The organism is Sphingomonas larreae, from assembly GCF_051400595.1.
Taxonomy (GTDB): domain Bacteria; phylum Pseudomonadota; class Alphaproteobacteria; order Sphingomonadales; family Sphingomonadaceae; genus Sphingomonas.
The window spans coordinates 157,928-175,894 of record NZ_JBLFFI010000004.1; the positions used below are offsets into that span (position 1 = coordinate 157,928).

General features: G+C 70.5%; 13 protein-coding genes. 5 read left to right on the forward strand and 8 right to left on the reverse strand.

Annotation, left to right across the window (positions count from 1 at the left end; translation table 11 throughout):
* Positions 1-2: 2 nt before the first annotated feature.
* Positions 3-1,043: a ferritin-like domain-containing protein gene (locus ACMGDM_RS15310; protein WP_436804982.1), complete on the forward strand. Its 1,041-nt coding sequence runs from the start codon at positions 3-5 to the stop codon at positions 1,041-1,043.
* Between the two features lie 233 nt (positions 1,044-1,276).
* Positions 1,277-2,008, forward strand: a complete 732-nt coding sequence (locus ACMGDM_RS15315) for a GntR family transcriptional regulator (protein ID WP_436804983.1) — start codon at positions 1,277-1,279, stop codon at positions 2,006-2,008.
* A 19-nt stretch (positions 2,009-2,027) separates the two neighbouring features.
* On the opposite strand, the gene ACMGDM_RS15320 is transcribed toward ACMGDM_RS15315, so the two are convergent.
* From ACMGDM_RS15320 to ACMGDM_RS15355, 8 genes are all read right to left on the reverse strand, one after another.
* Complete coding sequence (locus ACMGDM_RS15320) at positions 2,028-3,353, reverse strand: MFS transporter (protein WP_436804984.1); 1,326 nt, start codon at positions 3,351-3,353, stop codon at positions 2,028-2,030.
* Positions 3,350-4,684, reverse strand: a complete 1,335-nt coding sequence (locus tag ACMGDM_RS15325) for an amidohydrolase family protein (protein ID WP_436804985.1) — start codon at positions 4,682-4,684, stop codon at positions 3,350-3,352. The genes ACMGDM_RS15320 and ACMGDM_RS15325 overlap by 4 nt, the downstream gene beginning before the upstream one ends.
* Before the next feature lie 55 nt (positions 4,685-4,739).
* Complete coding sequence (locus ACMGDM_RS15330) at positions 4,740-5,885, reverse strand: L-lactate dehydrogenase (RefSeq protein ID WP_436805169.1); 1,146 nt, start codon at positions 5,883-5,885, stop codon at positions 4,740-4,742.
* Between the two features lie 7 nt (positions 5,886-5,892).
* Positions 5,893-6,669: an enoyl-CoA hydratase gene (locus ACMGDM_RS15335; RefSeq protein WP_436804986.1), complete on the reverse strand. Its 777-nt coding sequence runs from the start codon at positions 6,667-6,669 to the stop codon at positions 5,893-5,895.
* Entirely contained in the window at positions 6,666-7,853 is a 1,188-nt protein-coding gene (locus ACMGDM_RS15340; RefSeq protein WP_436804987.1) for a CaiB/BaiF CoA transferase family protein, read from the reverse strand. Before ACMGDM_RS15340 ends, ACMGDM_RS15335 begins: the two co-directional genes overlap by 4 nt.
* Positions 7,854-7,941: 88 nt before the next feature.
* Positions 7,942-8,379 (reverse strand): c-type cytochrome, encoded by a 438-nt coding sequence (locus tag ACMGDM_RS15345; protein WP_436804988.1) that lies wholly within the window; start codon positions 8,377-8,379, stop codon positions 7,942-7,944.
* 23 nt (positions 8,380-8,402) lie between these two features.
* Positions 8,403-10,406: an outer membrane protein assembly factor BamB family protein gene (locus ACMGDM_RS15350; RefSeq protein WP_436804989.1), complete on the reverse strand. Its 2,004-nt coding sequence runs from the start codon at positions 10,404-10,406 to the stop codon at positions 8,403-8,405.
* A gap of 23 nt (positions 10,407-10,429) precedes the next feature.
* Positions 10,430-11,386 (reverse strand): cupin domain-containing protein, encoded by a 957-nt coding sequence (locus ACMGDM_RS15355; RefSeq protein WP_436804990.1) that lies wholly within the window; start codon positions 11,384-11,386, stop codon positions 10,430-10,432.
* Positions 11,387-11,525: 139 nt separating this feature from the next.
* Here ACMGDM_RS15355 and ACMGDM_RS15360 point away from each other — a divergent pair, with 139 nt between their 5' ends.
* From ACMGDM_RS15360 to ACMGDM_RS15370, 3 genes are all read left to right on the forward strand, one after another.
* Positions 11,526-12,050, forward strand: a complete 525-nt coding sequence (locus ACMGDM_RS15360; protein WP_436804991.1) for a CHRD domain-containing protein — start codon at positions 11,526-11,528, stop codon at positions 12,048-12,050.
* Between the two features lie 2 nt (positions 12,051-12,052).
* Positions 12,053-14,338: an outer membrane protein assembly factor BamB family protein gene (locus tag ACMGDM_RS15365; protein ID WP_436804992.1), complete on the forward strand. Its 2,286-nt coding sequence runs from the start codon at positions 12,053-12,055 to the stop codon at positions 14,336-14,338.
* Positions 14,339-14,697: 359 nt separating this feature from the next.
* Complete coding sequence (locus tag ACMGDM_RS15370) at positions 14,698-17,826, forward strand: TonB-dependent receptor plug domain-containing protein (protein WP_436804993.1); 3,129 nt, start codon at positions 14,698-14,700, stop codon at positions 17,824-17,826.
* The last annotated feature ends 141 nt before the right edge of the window (positions 17,827-17,967 follow it).

Below are 17,967 nucleotides of genomic sequence, written 5' to 3' on the forward strand. Positions count from 1 at the left end.
CGATGAGCGACCCGATCGAGTTCCTCGACCTCATGGAGCGCGCCGAGCAGCAGCGCCAGGCGCGCCGACGCTTCATCCGCTTGTGCGGCGGCGCCGCGGCGATGACGGGCGGACTCGCGCTGCTGTCCGGCTGCGGTGACGATGGCGAGGACAATGGCGGCGGCGGCACCACGCCGGCGCCGACTCCCACGGCGAGCGGCGGCGTCACCGACGTGGCGGTGCTCAACTTCGCCCTTCAGCTCGAATATCTCGAAGGCGCCTATTACGCCTACGCCGTCTCCGGCAACGGGGTGGACGGCGCGTTGCTGACCGGCCTGGGGACCCAGGGTCCGGTCGTGACCGGCAGCGGCGCGGGGGCGGCGCGCGCGGTCGACTTCAGTGACGACGTGGTCGCCGAATATGCCCGCGAGATCGCCGCCGACGAGATCGGCCATATCCGCTTCCTGCGCGAAACGCTGGGCGGCGCGCGCGTGGCGCAGCCGGCGATCAACATCTCGGGCAGCGCCAGCGTGACCGTTGGCAACACCAGCACCGTCGGCGCCTTCACCGCGGCCGCACGCGCCGCCGGGGTGGTCGGCGCGGGCGACATCTTCGATCCTTATGCGAGCGACGAGAATTTTCTGATCGGCGCCTATCTGCTCACCGACGTCGGCGTCACCGCCTACCGCGGCGCCGCGCGTCTGCTCACCAGCAAGACCTACCTCGAGGCCAGCGCCGGGATCCTCGCGGCCGAATGCTATCATGACGCGACGATCCGGTCCGAGCTGTGGCGTCGCGGGCTGACGGTGCCCAGCATCTACACGCGGGTGAGCCAGATCTCCGCGTCACGCGATTCGCTCGACGGCGCGGGCGAGACCGACCAGGACATCGGCACCGCTGGCGCCGCCAACATCGTCCCGACCGACAATGGCGGGCTGGTGCTGGGGCGGAGTGCGGCGCAGGTGCTCAACGTGGTCTTCCAGAGCAGCGCCGCGGTGACGAACGGCGGCTTCTTCCCGTCTGGACTCAACGGCACGATCCTGAGCAGCGGCGCCAACGGCTGATTCACGCGGCGCTCGCGCCGGCGTAGCGCCGGCCGCCGCGTTGCCGCCCCAGGCGTTCACCTGGCTTCAGGCTCGGCGATACGGTCGAGCGCGCGGAGCCTGGGGGTGCGAACAACCCAGCCGGATTCTTAACACGCCATGATCATCGACCGGCATTTCGGCGCCCTTGCTATACCCGCCAGCACGATCGCCGTCGGTTTGCCGTTGTCGACATGAGCGGTTATGAGCATGCAATGTCTGCCGACGCTCCTCCCGCCGACACCCGCGCGCCCGCTCGCAAGGGCGACCGCCATCAGGAGGCGGTCACGCTGCTGCGAAGGATGATCCTCTCCGGGGAGCTCGCGCCCGGCGAACCACTCCGCGAAGTCGCGCTCAGCGAGCAGTTCGGGACGTCGCGCACCCCCGTCCGGGAAGCGTTGCGGACGCTGGCGGCGGAAGGGCTGGTGACGCTGCTGCCCAACCGGACGGTACAGGTCAGCCAGCTCGACGAACAGGCGGCGTCCGACGTCTTCAGCGTGCTGGGCGCGCTCGAATCCCTCGCGGCGCGGCTCGCGTGCGAGCGGATGCGGCCCGAGGACATGGAGGTGCTGTCCGAGTTGCAGGGCGATCTGGCGCATTATTTCGAGCTGCGCGACCGGCCGCGCTATCTGGAGGCCAACCGGCTGATCCACGAGCATATCGTCGAGTCCTCCGGCAATTCCTCTTTGGTATTGGCGTGGCGGCTGCTGCTGCCGCGGGCCGAGCGCGCGCGCCACGTCAGCACGCTCGACCATGCGCGCTGGGCCGAGGCGTTCCAGGAGCATGTCGAGATCGAGCGCGCCTTTCGCGCACGCGACCTCGCCGCGGTTGCGCACCTGATGGAGGCGCATTTCGACAACGGCGCCGCCAGCATTCAGGAGGCGCGCAAGCGCGCGCGGCGCGAGCAAAGGTCGCGGGCGTACAGGAGCGCGCCCGGCGCCGAGTGACGCCGCCGCGGCGCCGGGCTCAGCCGGCGTCGCGATAGAGCAGTCGCGACGCGTCGATCCGCAGGAACAGCAGCCCGCCCAGCGCCGACAGCGCGGCGAGCACGTACATCGCCGCGTTCCATCCGCTCCAGTGGAGGATATAGCCGGTGATCACTGCCGCGAGCGCGCCGCCGACGTTGCCGAACGTGTTCATCACCGCGGACACCGAGCCGGCGTAGACCCCGCCCACGTCGAGCGTCAGCGCCCAGGACACCCCGACGGTCAGTTCGAGACCGAACACCGCGAGCGCAAACCACGCGACGCTCACCAGCGGTGACGCGCTCAGCACGCCGGCCGGGATCGCCACCGTGGCCAGCGCGAACCCCACCACCGCGACCGCGCGCCGCGCCCAGGCGACGCGGCCGGTGCGCCGCAGCAGATGGTCCGACACCCAACCTCCCGCCACGTCGCCGATCACGCCCGCCATCAGCGGCAGGCTGGCGAACAGCCCCATCCGCGCCAGTTCGAAATCGCGCACCTCGCCGAGATACTTGGGGAACCAGGTCAGGAAGATGTTGATCGAATAGGCATAGCAAAAATACATCGCCGAGATCAGCCAGAGCTGCGGCTGCGCCAGGATGCGCCGCCACGGCACCCGCGCCGTGGCGCCCGCCGCCGCCTGTGGCGCCAGCGCCGCCGCGATCATCTCGCGCTCCGCGGCGTTGGTGCCGGCATGATCCTGCGGCCGGTCACGGTAATAGCCGAACCATATTGCGGCCCAGACCAGCCCCAGCCCGGCGAAGATCAGGAACGGCGCGCGCCAGCCGAGGTGGATCATCAGCCACACCACCAGCAACGGCGTCAGCGCCGCGCCGAGCCGCGCGCCCGCATGCGTCACGCCCTGCGCGAAGCCGCGCTCGGAGGGCAGCATCCAGCGGCTGAGCGAGCGCGTCGCGTTGGGGAAGGCGCCCGCCTCGCCGCAGCCGAACAGGAAGCGGCAGGCGATCAGCGAGCCGATGCTCCACGTCGCGGTCGTCAGCGCGGTGAAGCTCGACCACCACACCACCACCGCGGTGAGCACGCGGCGCGGACCGAAGCGGTCGCCGAGCCAGCCGCCCGGGATCTGGAACAACGCGTAGCCGATCTGGAACACCCCCAGCACCCAGCCCCAGGCACGATCGCCGATTCCATATTCCTGCTGGATCATCGGCCCGGTCACCGAGATGACCACGCGGTCCATATAGGTAATCATGTAAGCCAGCACGGTGAGCCACAGCACGACGTGGCGCACCCGCGTCGGCCGCGCCGCCGCGGCGGCCCCGGCCGCCTCGGGTGCCGGCGCCGCGGCGAGCGGCACCCCGCTCATCGGACCGACGGCACCTTGTTGCCCCCGACATAGACCGCGGCGATGCGGCGGCTGTTGAGGATGTCGCGCGTTGGGTCGGCGTCGAGCACGACGAAATCGGCGAGCCGGCCGGGGGCGATCACGCCGCGGTCGCCGGTGCCGAGCCACTGCGCCGAGCGGCCGGTCGCGGTGTGGATCGCCTGCGTCGGGGTGAAGCCGGCCTTCACCAGCTGCTCCAGCTCCCAATGCTCGGAATAGCCCGGCAGCCGCCCCGGCGGCCCCGCGTCGGTGCCGAAGCCGTAGCGCACGCCGGCGCGCGCCAGCGCCAACTCATTGTCGCGCGCCTGCTCGTCGATCCTGGGCAGCGCGGGATAGATGCGGCTCGACGCGATCGTTCTCTCGCGCTCGGGGCTCTCCAGCCCCGCGATTGTGGCGGGGTCGGCGGCCTGGCGGAAGAACGGGTCGCGGGTGCGCGGATTGTCCGCGGCGAAGGCATAGACCGCAGCCTCGCGGCTGAGCGTGCCGGCGCCCTGCCACACACCGCGCGCCTTCATCGCGTCGATCAGCTCGGCGTCGACCGGCCTGTCGCGCACGCTGTGCATGAAGCCGTCGATCCCCTGCGCCACCAGCATCTTGGCATCGGCGAGGTAGAAGACATGGGCGAGCACGCGCTTGCCGCGGCGGTGTCCGGCGTCGATGATCGCCTTGCTGATCGCATAGGGCATCTTCGGCATCGCGCCGAGTTCGTCGTCCATCCACAGCTTGATATAGTCGACGCCCTTGCGCGCCTGCGCGTCGACCTCGGCGGCGGCTTCCTCCGGCGTCGCAACGGGATGGTTGATCCCCGGCACGCCGCCATAGCCGCCCTTGAACACCAGCCCCTGCCCCGCGGTCAGCAGTCGTGCCATCGTCTGCGGGCCGTCCCGCCCGGCGTCGCGGATGGCGAGCACGCTGTCCTTGTCGGTGCCCATCGACTGCACCGTGGTCACCCCGAAGGCGGCATAGGTGCGCAGGTCGCGCCGCACCGACTCGGGCGTGAAATACTCCGCCTTTTGGGCGAGGTCGCGCACGGTGCCGATGTGGATGTGGAGATCGATGATCCCCGGCATCAGATATTTGCCGCCGAGGTCGACGGTGCGCACGCCGCGCCGCTTCGGCGCCTTGCCCTGCGCGCCGATCCAACGGATCCGCGCGCCGTCGACCAGCATCGCCTGCCCCGCGCGCGGCGCCGCGCCAGTGCCGTCGATCAGCGTGAAGCCGCGATAGAGCACCGGCTTCGCCTGCGCCGCACCGGCCAGCAGCAGCGCCGCGAGCGATGCCCATCGCGCCGCACCCGTCATCGTCCGTCGCATCGTCATCCTCCCAGGCTGTTCCAGCATCAAGCGGCGGTGCGGCATGAGCGATCGCTCAGCGCGGCGGCGCGACCAGCACGTCGCGCCCGACCGCCGTCACGTCGCGCTGCCCCGCCAACGCCATCGCGACCGCCAGTTCGTGGCGCAGCAGCGCGAGCATCCGCGTCACCCCCGCCCCGCCCTGCGCGCCGAGCGCATAGGCCCAGGCGCGCCCGAGCAGCACGCCGCGCGCGCCGAGCGCGAGCGCGCGCAGGATGTCGGTGCCCGAGCGGATGCCGCCGTCCATCAGCACCTCGGCGCGCCCGTCGACCGCCTCTACCACGCGCGGCAGCGCCGCGACCGCGGAAGGCGCACCGTCGAGCTGGCGGCCGCCGTGGTTGGAGACGATGATCGACGCCGCCCCGGCCGCGACCGCGTCGCGCGCGTCCTCGGCGTCGAGCACGCCCTTGATGACGAGCCGCCCGCGCCAATGCCGGCGCAGCCAGTCGAGGTCGGCCCAGGTGACCGAGGCGTCGAAGTTGCGGCTGACCCAGGCGGTGAACTCGGCCAGCCCCGCGCCGCCCGGCATCTTGGCGGCATAGTTGCCGAGCGTGTGCGGCCGCCCGCGCACGCCGACGTCCCATGCCCATGCCGGATGGCGTGCGATCTCCACGGCGCGCCGCAGCCGCGCCGCCGCGCCCTGGTCGCCGGTCAGGCTGGTGCGCACGTCGCGGCGGCGCGGGCTGTGCACGATCAGGTCGACCGTCAGCACCAGCGTCTCGACCCCCAAGGCGGCGGTGCGCGCGAGCAGGTCCTCCATGAAGCCGCGGTCCTTGATGATGTAGAGCTGGAGCATCAGCGGCGCCGCCGCGGCCACCTCCTCGATCCCGCAGCAGGACGAGGAGGAGAGGATGAAGGGCACCCCCGCCGCCGCCGCCGCGCGCGCCGCCTGCACCTCGCCGCGGCGCGCGTACAGCCCGGCGAGCCCGATCGGCGCGAGCGCCACCGGGAAGTCCGCCGCCTGCCCCATCAGCGTCGTGCGCAGGCTGAGCCCGTCGACGTCGCGCATCACGCGCTGGCGGAGCCGCAGCGCGGCGAGGTCGGCGGTGTTGGCGCGCAGCGTCTCCTCGGCATAGGAGCCGCCGTCGATATATTCGAACAGGAAATCGGGCAGGCGCCGCCGCGCCATCTCCCGGAAATCGTCGACCGAGGCGGCGATCATCGCCCGCTCACGCGCCACGCCACTGCGGCGTGTCCTTGGCGAGGAACGCGCGCACGCCCTCGGCGAAGTCGGCGCTGCCGTAGACGCGCGCGATCAGGTCGGCGATGTCGGGCTGCGCGGCGACCGCGGCGCGGCGGATCGCCTCCTTGCTCACCGCCATCGTCAGCGGCGCGTGCGCGAGCAGCCGCTCGACCAGCGCGGCAACGGTGGCGTCGATCTCCGCGGGCGCGACCACCGCATTGACCAGCCCGAGCGCGTGCAGCTCGGCCGCGTCGACGATCTCGGCACCGAGCAGCAGCCGCTTCGCCATCGCCACGCCGGCATGCTGGACCAGTCGGCCATAGCCGCGCGCGGACAGGCAGTTGCCGATCGTCCTTGCCAGCGGCGAGCCGAACCGCGCGCCCGCGGCGGCGACGCGGAAGTCGCTCGCGAACGCCAGCGCCAGCCCGCCGCCGACCGCCCAGCCGTCGACGATCGCGATCACCGGCTGGGGCAGCGCCTCGACCGCGCCGACATAGCCGTCCATCTCGGCCTCATAGGCAACGCCCTGCTCGCCGCCGGTAAAGTCGCTGAAGCCGGCGATGTCGGTGCCCGAGACGAACGCCTTGCCCCCCGCGCCGCGCAGCGTGACGACGCGCACCTCGCGGTCGGCGGCGATCGCGGCGCAGGCCTCGCCCAGCCCGCGCCACATGTCCCAGGTGAGCGCGTTATAGGCCGCGGGGCGGTCGAAGGTGATGCGCGCGACCGCGCCCTGCTTCTCGTAGCGGGTGACGCCCGCGCTCACGCCGTGGCGCCCTGCGCCAGCCGGCCCGCCGCGCGCAGCTCGCCGCGGATCTCGTCGCCGTGCTGGTCGAGCAGCGGCGGGGGATAGCGGACCTGCTGCGGCGTCGCCGACAGCTTCACCGGGAAGCCCAGCGCCTTGATGCTGCCCTCTACGGGGTGCGGTATGTCCTGCACCATCGCGCGCGCCTGCGCGTGCTCGCTGGTGGTCGACTGGGCGTAGTCGAGGATCGGCCCGGCCGGCACGCCGGCGGCGAGCAGCGCCTCGACCCATTCCGCCACCGCCCGCGCGCGGAAGCTGGGCCGCAGCAGCTCGATCAGCTCGCGCGCGTTGCCAACGCGCGCGCTGTTGTCGACGAAGCGCGGGTCGTCCGCCAGCTCGGCGCGATCGATCACGCCGAGCAGCGCGAGCCAGAGCTTCTGGTTGGCGGCGGCGAAGACGAACCAGCCGTCCGCCGCCTCCACCGCCTGATAGGGCGCGGACATGCGATTGGCGCTGCCGAGCGGGCGCGGACTCTTGCCGGTGCCCCACAGCTCCGCGGTCTCCCACACCGACAAGCCGAGCGCGGCCTCGAACAGAGAGGCGGTGACGAGCTGCCCCTCGCCGGTGCGCTCGCGCACGAGCAGCGCGGACAGGATGCCATAGGCCGCGAACAGCGCCGAGCCGAGATCACCCACCGGCGTGGTGTTCTTGACCGGCTCGGCGTCGGGGAGGCCGACCGCGCTGATCAGCCCCGACATCGCCTGCGCGATCAGGTCGTAGCCGGGCCGCGCCGCCCAGGGTCCGCTCGCACCGAAGCCCGAGATGCTGGCGTAGATCAGCCGCGGGTTGCGCGCGCGCAGCGTCTCATAGCCCATGCCCAGCCGCGCCGCGACGCCGGGACGGCCGTTCTCCACCAGCACGTCGGCGGTGTCGACCAAAGCGTAGAAGGTGTCGCGGTCGGCCGCGTCCTTGAGGTCGAGCACGATGCTGCGCTTGTTGCGGTTGAGCGCGAGGAAGCCGGGGCTGTCCTCGCCCTTGAGCCGGAAGCCCATCGAGCGACGCGAGCTGTCGCCGACGTGCGGCGGCTCCACCTTGATGACGTCGGCACCCATGTCGCCCAGCAGCATGCAGCAGAATGGCCCCGCCATCACCTGCGACACGTCGAGCACCCGGATCCCCGCCAGCGGCTGATCGCCCGTCATCATCCCCGCCCCGCCCCTCGGCGCCTATGTGTATTCATCTTACGCGAATTGCATACAACTTTCGCGCGAGGCGGCAAGGGCTGGCGCGTGCTCATGATCCCGGTCTGTCCTGCGTGATGGCGATCGCGCCGAGCGCGCCTGGGTCGCTCGGCAGGTCCGCGGTGCCCGCGGGGAAGCCGTTCTTCGACAGGATCATCGCCTCGACGTCTGCCACCTTCGCGGCGCCGAGCGAGTTGGGATTGTCGAGCGGCATGGTCGTCTTGATCCGCGTGAACAGCGCCGCCGCGGTCTGGCCGTTCCAATTGGCGAGGAAACCGCTGCCCGCCAGCGCGGGCGCCTGGTCGTTGCCACCGAGCGCGTCGCCGTGGCAGCTCGCGCAGCTGGCGGCGTAGACCGCGGCGCCGCGCTGCACCTGCACCGCGCTGTAGACGCCGCCCCAGACGCTGCGCGGCGCGGCCTGCGACAGCGCCACCGCGGGCAGCGCGACCAGCGCGACGGCGAGCAACGGGCGGAGCGACGGATGGGTCATGCGCACCTCTGAGGACGGGCCGCTCACGCGGCGGGAAGACGGAAGGCGACCAGCTCGCTGCTGTACGCGCCCCCGCCGATCGCGATGACGATGTACTGGCGCTGGTCGAGCATGTAGGTCATCGGCGCACCGGTCTGGCCCGCGGGCATGTAGACCGCGCCCTTCTGCTCGCCGCTGGCCTTGTCATAGGCGCACAGCATCGCGCCGCGGCGCCCGTCCGGCAGCGTGAAGACGCCGGGCTCGCCGCAGATCACCAGCGTTTTCGTCACCAGCGGCCCGACGTTGCCCGGGCGTCCCGTCTTGGGGATGGTCATGCCCTTGAGCTTGGGATGGTTGCGCACCGTGTCGGGGGTCTCGCCGTGCGCCACCTGCCACAGATGCGCGCCGCGCCGGAGGTCGATCGCAGTGATCCTTCCGTAAGGCGGCTTGAGCAGCGGCAGCCCCTCTACCGTCAGCGCGCCGTACGTATGGTCGCCGCGGCGCGGCGCGTCGGGCATGCCGCGCACGTTGATGACGGCGAAGTCGGAGCGCTTCGGATCGTCGTTGGGCAGCTCGCTCATCACGTCGGCCACGGTCTTGGAATAGACGTAGACCACGCCCGTCTCGGGATCGGCGCCGCCGCCGGGCCAGTTGGTGCCGCCGGTCAAATTGGGCGCGGTGAGCGTGCCCCAGGTGCCCTCGCGCTCGAACATCGAGGCTGGGGTGAAGAGCGGGCCGCGGCGATAGTTCTTCGCCACCGCCAGCGCCTTGGCGCGCAGCTCCGGGGTGAAGTCGATCAGGTCGTCGTCGCCGACGCCCTGGACGTCATACGCGGGCGGGCGCGACGGGATCGGCTGGGTCGGCGCGTACCATTCGCCGGGCACGTCGCCCTTGGGCACCTTGCGCTCGGGGATCGGCCATATCGGCTTGCCCGTGGCGCGGTCGAGCACGTAGAGGAAGCCCTGCTTGGTCGGCTGCGCGAGCAGCTGCCGCGTGCGCCCGCCGACCGGCACGTCCAGCAGCATCGCGGCGCAGGGAATATCATAGTCCCACAGCCCGTGGTGGACGAGCTGGTAGTGCCACTTGCGCTCGCCGCTATCGAGGTCGACCGCGACGATGCTCTCGCCGAACAGGCCGGGGCCGCGGCGGTACTGGCCGCCGACGTCGCCGGTCGGCAGCTCAATGCCGAGATAGGCGAGGTTGAGCGCGGGATCGGCCGAGATCTGGCACCACATGCCGGCGTTGCCGATCGTCGCGGTGCCGTCGAGCCAGGTGTCATAGCCGAACTCGCCGGGGCGCGGGATGGTGTGGAAGATCCACTTTCGTCGCCCGGTACGCGCGTCATAGCCGCGCACGTAGCCGCGAACGTTGTCGCGCGTCTTGGGGACGTTGCCCGCGGTGTGCGCGGCGCCCACCACCACCGTGTCCTTGGCGACGAGCGGGGTCGAGTTGAGCCCGACGTCGCCCTCGATCAAGTCGATCTCCTGGTCGAACTCGGTCTTGAGATCGACCGCGCCGTCGCTGCCGAAGCCGGGGATGCGCTGGCCGGTGCGCGGGTCGAGCGCGATCAGCCGGTAGCCGATCGTGACGTAGAGCAGCCGCTCCTCGGTGCCGTCGGTCCAGTAGGAGACGCCGCGCCCGGAGAGCTGGCGCGGTGCCTTGCGCGCGCGCTCGCCCTCATCCTCGCGATGGATCCACAACAGCTCGCCGGTCGCGGCGTCGAGCGCGACCACGTCGCGGCGCGACCCGGCGGTGGAGTAGATCACGCCGTTGACCACCAGCGGCGTCGCCTCGAGCTGATAGTCGGGGCGCGCGCCGAGCGAGTCGGTGCGGAAGCGCCACGCCACCTCGAGGCTGTCGAAATTCGCCGCGTTGATCTGGTCGAGCGCGGCGTAGCGCGTGCTCGCCAGATCGTTGGCATAGTGCCGCCAGTCGGTGTCGCCGGGGGCGCGCTGCCGCGGGCTGACCTGCGCCGCCGCGAAGGGCGCGCGCAGCGCGAGCAGCGTGAGCGGCGGCAGCGCCAGCAGCGCGCGTCGGGTGAAGCGCATCACGCGATCCCCTGCCGGCCGCCTCAGTGCGCCGGCTCGAAGTTGTGGAGAATGACGGGGCGCGGATTGATCGGGATGCGGGTCGACATCGGCGCGCTGGGATCGTTGCCGGCGCGGTGCCAGCGCCCGCGCGCCGCGGTCACCACGTCGCCCGGCTCCGAGGTGAAATAGGGATAGCCCTCGATCTTGTAGCCGATCTTGCCTTCCATGATGAACCAGAACTCGGTCCACTCGGTGTGGAAATGGCCCTTGTTGGTGTCGGGCGGCACCGCGTCCGCGGCCTTGCCGCGAAGGATGTTCGAGGTCCAGTGATCGTCCCACACGAACTTGCCGTTGTACGGCTTGTCGCCGACCGCGATCGTCTTGAAGAAGTCGACGTAGATCGGGTTGGTGTCGCGGTCCTTGGCCGGGCCGGGGTTGCCCGTCACCTTGACATAGGTGCGGCCCTTGACCGGATCGGGGGTCTCGCTGGCCGGGTAGAGCGGTGCAGTGCCGGCCTGGCGCACCTCGAACCAGACCGCGGGCTGCTGCCCAACATTCTCGACCGAATAGACGTGGCGGAACGGCACGCTGACCATGAAGCCCTTGGTCGCGGTGAAGGGCTCGGCGCCGTCGATCGTCACGCGCAGGCTGCCGTCCCACACGATGAACATGATGCGGTCGTCGGCGAAGAAGCGCGGCTTGGTCTTCTTGCCCGCGCCGAGCGAGACGTAGTCCGCGTCCTGCTCGGGGTTGCGCACGACGGGATGGACCCAGTCGCTCTGGCCGCGATGCGCCGCGCGGATGTCGGCGAGCTTCCAATGGACCTTATTGGGGGCGCTGTAAGCGGTCGGCTGCGTGGGCTTGGGCGCCCAATACTCGCCCGGCATTTTGGGCTGGGTGACCGGCATCGGATCCTCGCGCCCGGAGAATTGGGCAGAGGCCGCGACCCCGCCGCCGAGCGTCGCGAGTGCGCCGCACAGGTACAGCAACCCTTTCATCCCACTCTCCTTTTTGCGACGCTGCCCGTAGGCGCACCGTTTGTATGGACAGGTGCAATCTTGTATGCGATCTGAAACCGCGTCAAGCACACTGACGAGATCATCGTCGTCGGGTGCCAGGGCGGCGGGGAGGATCGGGATGCGCTGGACGCTGGCGTGGCTGTTGGTGATCGCGTGCCTCGCCGCGCCACTCCGCGCCGCTGGCGACACCGCCGACTATCAAGCCGATCTCGGCCCGATGCCGCTCGACGACGAAACCAAGGCGGTGATCGCCGGCCGCGGCGAGGCGGAAGCGCGGCTCGACGGCGCGCGGCTGACCGTCAGCGGCCGGTTCCGCGGGCTGCCCTCGCGCGCCACCGCGGCGCACCTGCTGATCGGGCCCGCGATCGGCGTGCCGGGCAGCAAGGCACTGGCGCTGGCGGTGAGCGGCGATACCGACGGGACGATCGCGGGCCGCTATCGGCTGAGCAAGGCGCAGGCCGCGGCGCTGCGCACCGGGCGGCTGTACGTCCAGATCGACAGCGAGCAGGCGCCGCCGGGCTATAGCTGGGGGCCGAAGGGGACTTTGTGGGGCTGGCTGCTCCCCGCGCACGCGCGCGCCAGCCCCGGCGTCCCGCAACGCGGCGCCTGGTTCCTGCCCCAGCTCGACACGCCGCGGCGCTGACCATGCCACACGTCGCCCTCCGCCCCCGCGCCGCGCTCCTGCTCGCCGCCGCCGGTGCCGCGCTCGCGGGCACGATCGCGGTCGCGCAGCAGCCCGGCGGGCTCTTCACCCGCGCGCAGGTCGCCGCCGGGCGCAGCGCCTATGCCGAGCAATGCGCCGCCTGCCACCAGAGCGACCTCGCCGGCGCCACCGACGCGCCCGCGCTGACCGGCGCCTCGTTCAACGCGGTGTGGGGCAAGCGCGCCGTCGCGGCGCTCTACAGCAAGATCCACGCCTCGATGCCGTACGGCCGCGGCGCCAGCCTCGACGACGCGACCTATGACGCGATCGTCGCCTACATCCTCTACGCCAACGGCGCGCCCGCGGGCGACACCCCGCTCGACCGGCAGGCGACAACCCTGCTCGGCGGGGTGGCGAGCGGCACGCCGCCGGCCGACGCCTTCGCCGACCCCGCCGCGCCGGCCACCGCCGCGACCGGCGCGCCCGCCGGCAGCACCGCCTCGCAAGAGGCACAGATCGGCGGCGCCAAAGAATCCGCTCCCGCCAACGGCCCCGGCGGCGCCGCCGCGCCCGCGACCTCGGCGGGCTTCGCCGCGCCGGGGCAGAAGGTGAAATATGCCGATCCCGGCCGCTTCGTGCTGCCGAGCAAGCCCGGGCTGAGCCTCAAGGGTGCGATCGCCGGCTATCGCCCCGTCACCGACGCAATGCTGCGCGACCCGCCGCCGGGCGACTGGCTGATGTTCCGCCGCAACTACCAGGGGTGGAGCTACAGCCCGCTGGCGCAGATCGACACGGGCAATGTCGCGCGGCTCCAGCTCAAGTGGATGTGGTCCATGCCCGAGAACGGCACGATGGAGGACACCCCCATCGTCCACGACGGCATCATGTACATGTGGGGCGTCGGCAACGTCATCCAGGCGCTCGACGCGCGTGACGGCGAGCTCTTGTGGGAGAACCGCCTCGGCCCCTTCCCCACCAGCGCCGGGCCAGGCCCCTCCTCGGTGGAGACGCGCGCAATGGGGCTGTGGGGCACCAACCTCTACGTCAACACGCCCGAGGGCTGGGTCTATGCGCTCGACGCGCGCAGCGGCGAGGAAGTGTGGAAGACGCACATCACCGACGAGAAGCCCGGCGTCGGCCGCTCCACCGGCGGGCTGATCATCATCAAGGGCAAGGTGATCGTCGGCATGACCAATTGCGGGCGCAAGGGCACGCCCGACCATTGCTATATCAGCGCCTATGACGCCGCGACGGGGAAGCGCGACTGGACCTTCACCACTGTCGCGCTGACCGGCCAACCCGGCGGCGACAGCTGGGGGGCGCTGCCCGACGACGAGCGCAAGGGATCGGAAACCTGGATCGCGGGCACCTACGATCCCGCGCTCGACACCACCTATTGGGGCACCGCACAGGGCAAGCCGTGGCGGCGCGACGAGCGCGGCTCCGCCACCGGCGCGACCGATTACGCCAACTCGACACTCGCGCTCGACCCCGGCACGGGCAAGTTGCGCTGGTGGTTCAACCACGCGCCGGGCGAAACCTTCGACCTGGACGAGGTGTTCGAGCGCGTGCTGGTCGATCACGGCGACCGCAAGTCGCTCTTCACGATCGGCAAGGCCGGGATCCTGTGGCAGCTCGACCGACGCGACGGCAAATTCCTCGGCGCCACCGAGACGGTGTTCCAGAACGTCTTCACGCGGATCGACCCGGTGACCGGCCGGCCGAGCTACCGCGACGACGTGGTCAAGCAGCAGTCCGACCAGTGGCTCGCCTCCTGCCCCGGCCCGGAGGGCGGGCACAATTGGCAGGCGATGAGCTATCACCAGCCGAGCGATGCCTTGGTGATCCCGCTCAGCCAGAGCTGCGTGCTGATGCTCGGCAACGGCAGCCAGGTCTATTACGAGATGCCCGGCACCGGCGGGCAGCTCGGCCGGCTCTCCGCCTATCGCGCGCGCGACCGCGCGCCATTGTGGACCGTCCAGCAGCGCGCGCCTTTCCTCACCTCGGTGGTGTCGACCGCGGGCAATCTCGCCTTCGTCGGCGATTTCGACCGCGTCTTCCGCGCGGTCGACGTGCGCACCGGCGAGACATTGTGGCAGACGCGGCTGGGCACCACGGTGCAGGGCTTCCCCGTCTCCTTCGCGGTCGACGGCCGGCAATATGTCGCGGTCACCACCGCGCTGGGCGGCGGCAGCCCGCAGCTCAAGCCGGGGACGATGCTGACCGAGGTACATCGCCCGATCACCGGCTATGCGGTCTATGTCTTCGGGTTGCCGGAGCAGCAATAACCTTTCTCGCCGTGCGTGCCGCGCTGCTCGCCGCCACCCCCCGCACCGACGCCGACCGCAACCGACGATCCGCGCCCGTGTGCCCAAGCAGGATCGTGCCAGCGCAGCGCATGCGTTCGACGTCGCGCCGCAGATCGGCCCGGCAAGCCAGGTTGTAAAAAACGCCGGTGCACACATCACAAATTTTTTGTCGACAATCTGGCAGATCTGTCGGACAACTCGGTCACAGGAGAGGACCAGGTCGGCAACGCTCGACCGGCAGCGCATGTCCGAGCGGAACAACCGCCGGACACATCGGGTCGCCGATGCGCCGCGCGAGCGTCGACTTGCCTCTTCATCTTGGGAGGAGGGGTCTGGACATGATGGAGTTCGAGACGGAGCTGAGGCATGGCATGGCGGCATGGCGCCGCGGCGCCCTGGTGGCGGCAAGCGGGGCGGCGCTCGCGGTGGCATTGGCGATGCCGGCGCAGGCGCAGACCGAGCCGGCGGCGCAGACCGCCCCCTCCCCGACAGTCCAGCCCGGCTCGGCCGCGGCGACGCCGTCGGGCGCCGACCCCGCCACCGCCGACAGTGCGGCGACGGTCGACCAGCCCGATCCCGCCGCCGAGCCCGGCAGCGACATCATCGTCACGGGCTCGCGCATCACCTCGAGTGGCTTCAACGCGCCGACTCCGACCCAGGTGATCGGCGCAGCCGACCTGCAGCGGCTGGCGCAGCCCAACATCTTCAACGCGGTCACGCAATTGCCGTCGCTGCAGGGGTCGACCGGGCGCGCCACCTCGGTGGGCAGCACCTCGAGCGGCATACAGGGGCTGAGTTCCTTCTCGCTGCGCGGGCTCGGCGCGATCCGCACGCTGACGCTGCTCGACGGGCAGCGCTTCGTCGGCGCCAATTACTCGGGCGTGCCGGACGTCAGCCAGTTCCCGCAGCTGCTCGTTCAGCGCGTCGACGTGGTCAACGGCGGCGCCTCGGCCTCCTACGGATCGGACGCGGTCGGCGGCGTGGTCAACTTCATCACCGACAAACGCTTCAAGGGCTTCAGGGCGAACGTCCAGGGCAGCATCACCACCTATGGCGACGACGCCGGCGTCACCGCGCAGGCGGCGTGGGGCAACAGCTATTACGAGGACCGGCTCCACGTCGTGGTCAGCGCCGAATATGGCCGACAGGGCGGCGTGCCCAACCCCGGCTTCGGCATCGTCGGCGCAAACGGCCGCGACTGGTACAATTCGCCCGCCTTCGTCCAGACCGGCGTGACCAACACGCCCGCGGGGCAACCGCGCATCTTCTACATCCAGAACGCGCAGCAATATCAATATTCGAAGTTCGGCCTGATCACCTCGGGGCCGTTGCAGGGCACCGCCTTTGGCGCCAACGGTCAGCCTTACCAATTCCAATATGGCTCGAACGGCGTGCCCACCGGCACCGGCGCGGTGACCGGCTGCACGCCCTCCTTCTGCTCGGGCGGCGACACCAGTGGCGTCGTCGGTGCGGGCACCAGCCTCGCCTCCAAGCTGGAGCGCTACAATTACTACTCGCGCGTCGGCTTCGACTTTGCGCCCAACAACGAAATCTACTTCACCTTTAACGGCTCGCGCGTCAGCTCGGAGAACTCGCCCAATCCGGGCTACGCGCAGCAGGCCAATCTCACCATCCAGTGCGGCCTCAACAACGCCAACGCCAATCCGTTCGTGCCGCAGTCGATCCAGCAGGCCTGCACCAACGCCGGCATCACCCAGTTCCAGTACGGCTCGGCGCTGGCGCAGCTCGGCGACTTCATCGAGGTCAAGCCGGTGCGCACCAACCTGCGCTACGTCGTCGGTGCCAACGGCAAGTTCCGCGGCCTCGGTACCGAGTGGAGCTACGACGCCTATTACGAATACGGGCGCAACTACACCGATCTGCACGTCGACAACATGCTCAATGTCGCGCGCTTCCGCGCCGCCTACCAAGCGGTGCGGCTGCCGAACGGCACGATCGGCTGCGCCAATGCGGCGGCGCGCGCCGCCGGCTGCGTCCCGCTCAACATCATCGGCGACGGCGGCGTCACCGAGGCCGCGCTCAACTACGTCAAGCCCGCGATCGGTCCCTATCAGCACACCTGGTCGACGCAGAACGCGGGCGCGATCAGCTTCAACGGCCAGCCGGTGTCGACCTGGGCGGGCCCGCTGTCGGTCGCCTTCGGCTACGAATATCGCCGCGAATGGTATCGCACCAAGGCCGATCCGTACGGCAACGGCGTCACCGCGGCGAACCCGAACACCACCGACTATCCCGCCGATCCGACGCAGAACACGCTGACCGGCGGCAATTGGTACGCCGGCAACTACAAGAACGGCACCGGCCGGTACAACGTGCACGAGGGCTTCCTCGAGCTCGACATCCCGATCTCGAACGAGGATCAGATCGGCCGCGCCAATATCAACGCGGGCGTCCGCCAGACGCGGTACAGCACGTCCGGCTGGATCACGAGCTGGAAGGTCGGCGGCACCTGGGACACGCCGCTCACCGGCATCAAGCTGCGCGGCGTGACCTCGCGCGACGTGCGCGCGCCCAACCTCTCGGAGCTGTTCCGCACGCCGACCTTCGCCAACGCCACCTTCCTCGACCCGCGCGCGCCCGGCAGCTCGCCGACCGCGGGGCAGTTCGTCCAGGCGCCCTCGAACACGATCGGCAACACCGCGCTCAAGCCGGAGACCTCGCGCAACACCACCGGCGGCATCGTCTTCGACGGCACCACCGCCGGGTTCCTGCCGGGCTTCAGTGCCTCGTTCGACTATTACAACATCAAGGTGGAGGGCATCATCACGCCGTTCACCGGCCAGTCGGCGATCAACCAATGCTTCCTGCAGAACATCGCGCAGTTCTGCTCCTCCTTCAATCTTGATACCGCCGCCGGGCCGCTGTTCGTCAACGAGCAGCTGTTCAACTTCGCGCGCGTGCGCACCAACGGCTTCGACATCGAGGCGAGCTACCGCCGACCGCTCAGCGGCGTCGGCCTGCCGGGCGCCTTCACCATCCGCGGTCTCGCCACGCGCACGCTGCATTTCACCGAGACGTCGGGTCTGCCCGGCACGATCCCGACCGAGCAGGCCGGCGTCAACCGTGGCAACGTGCCCGACTGGAAGGTGTTCGCGATCCAGAGCTGGGACACGGACGACTTCTCGCTGTCGGTGACCGAGCGCTGGTTCTCCGACGGTGTCTACTCGAACGAATATGTCCAGTGCGATCCGGGCAGCTGCCCGGCGCCCGATCCGACCGGCAACATCACCACGATTAATGACAACACGATGCCGGGCGCGCTCTACGTCGATCTCGGCGGCTCGTTCAACATCAGCAAGAGCATTTCCGCTTATGCCAAGGTGGACAATCTCTTCAACAAGGCGCCCGAGCCTTCGCCGCAAAACGGCGTGACCTACGGGTTCAATCCGGTGTTGTACGACGTGCTCGGCCGCACCTTCCGGCTCGGCCTCCGCCTCAGCCTCTAGGCCACTTCCCCCTGGCCTTGCCCTGGCTCCCGAGGTCCGCCTCGGGAGCCATTTCTCCCGGCGCCTGATCCACCCAAGCTGAACCGTGCTCCCGCGCCTGCGGGTGCCCAGAACCACAGCCGGCAACGTTGTTGGCACCGG

Coding starts and splice junctions, on each gene's coding strand:
- ACMGDM_RS15330 (WP_436805169.1), bottom strand. CDS start 5,885: ATGATCGCCGCCTCGGTCGACGATTTCCGGGAGATGGCGCGGCGGCGC.
- ACMGDM_RS15315 (WP_436804983.1), top strand. CDS start 1,277: ATGTCTGCCGACGCTCCTCCCGCCGACACCCGCGCGCCCGCTCGCAAG.
- ACMGDM_RS15340 (WP_436804987.1), bottom strand. CDS start 7,853: ATGATGACGGGCGATCAGCCGCTGGCGGGGATCCGGGTGCTCGACGTG.
- ACMGDM_RS15345 (WP_436804988.1), bottom strand. CDS start 8,379: ATGACCCATCCGTCGCTCCGCCCGTTGCTCGCCGTCGCGCTGGTCGCG.
- ACMGDM_RS15310 (WP_436804982.1), top strand. CDS start 3: ATGAGCGACCCGATCGAGTTCCTCGACCTCATGGAGCGCGCCGAGCAG.
- ACMGDM_RS15325 (WP_436804985.1), bottom strand. CDS start 4,684: ATGCGACGGACGATGACGGGTGCGGCGCGATGGGCATCGCTCGCGGCG.
- ACMGDM_RS15355 (WP_436804990.1), bottom strand. CDS start 11,386: ATGAAAGGGTTGCTGTACCTGTGCGGCGCACTCGCGACGCTCGGCGGC.
- ACMGDM_RS15350 (WP_436804989.1), bottom strand. CDS start 10,406: ATGCGCTTCACCCGACGCGCGCTGCTGGCGCTGCCGCCGCTCACGCTG.
- ACMGDM_RS15370 (WP_436804993.1), top strand. CDS start 14,698: ATGATGGAGTTCGAGACGGAGCTGAGGCATGGCATGGCGGCATGGCGC.
- ACMGDM_RS15320 (WP_436804984.1), bottom strand. CDS start 3,353: ATGAGCGGGGTGCCGCTCGCCGCGGCGCCGGCACCCGAGGCGGCCGGG.
- ACMGDM_RS15360 (WP_436804991.1), top strand. CDS start 11,526: ATGCGCTGGACGCTGGCGTGGCTGTTGGTGATCGCGTGCCTCGCCGCG.
- ACMGDM_RS15365 (WP_436804992.1), top strand. CDS start 12,053: ATGCCACACGTCGCCCTCCGCCCCCGCGCCGCGCTCCTGCTCGCCGCC.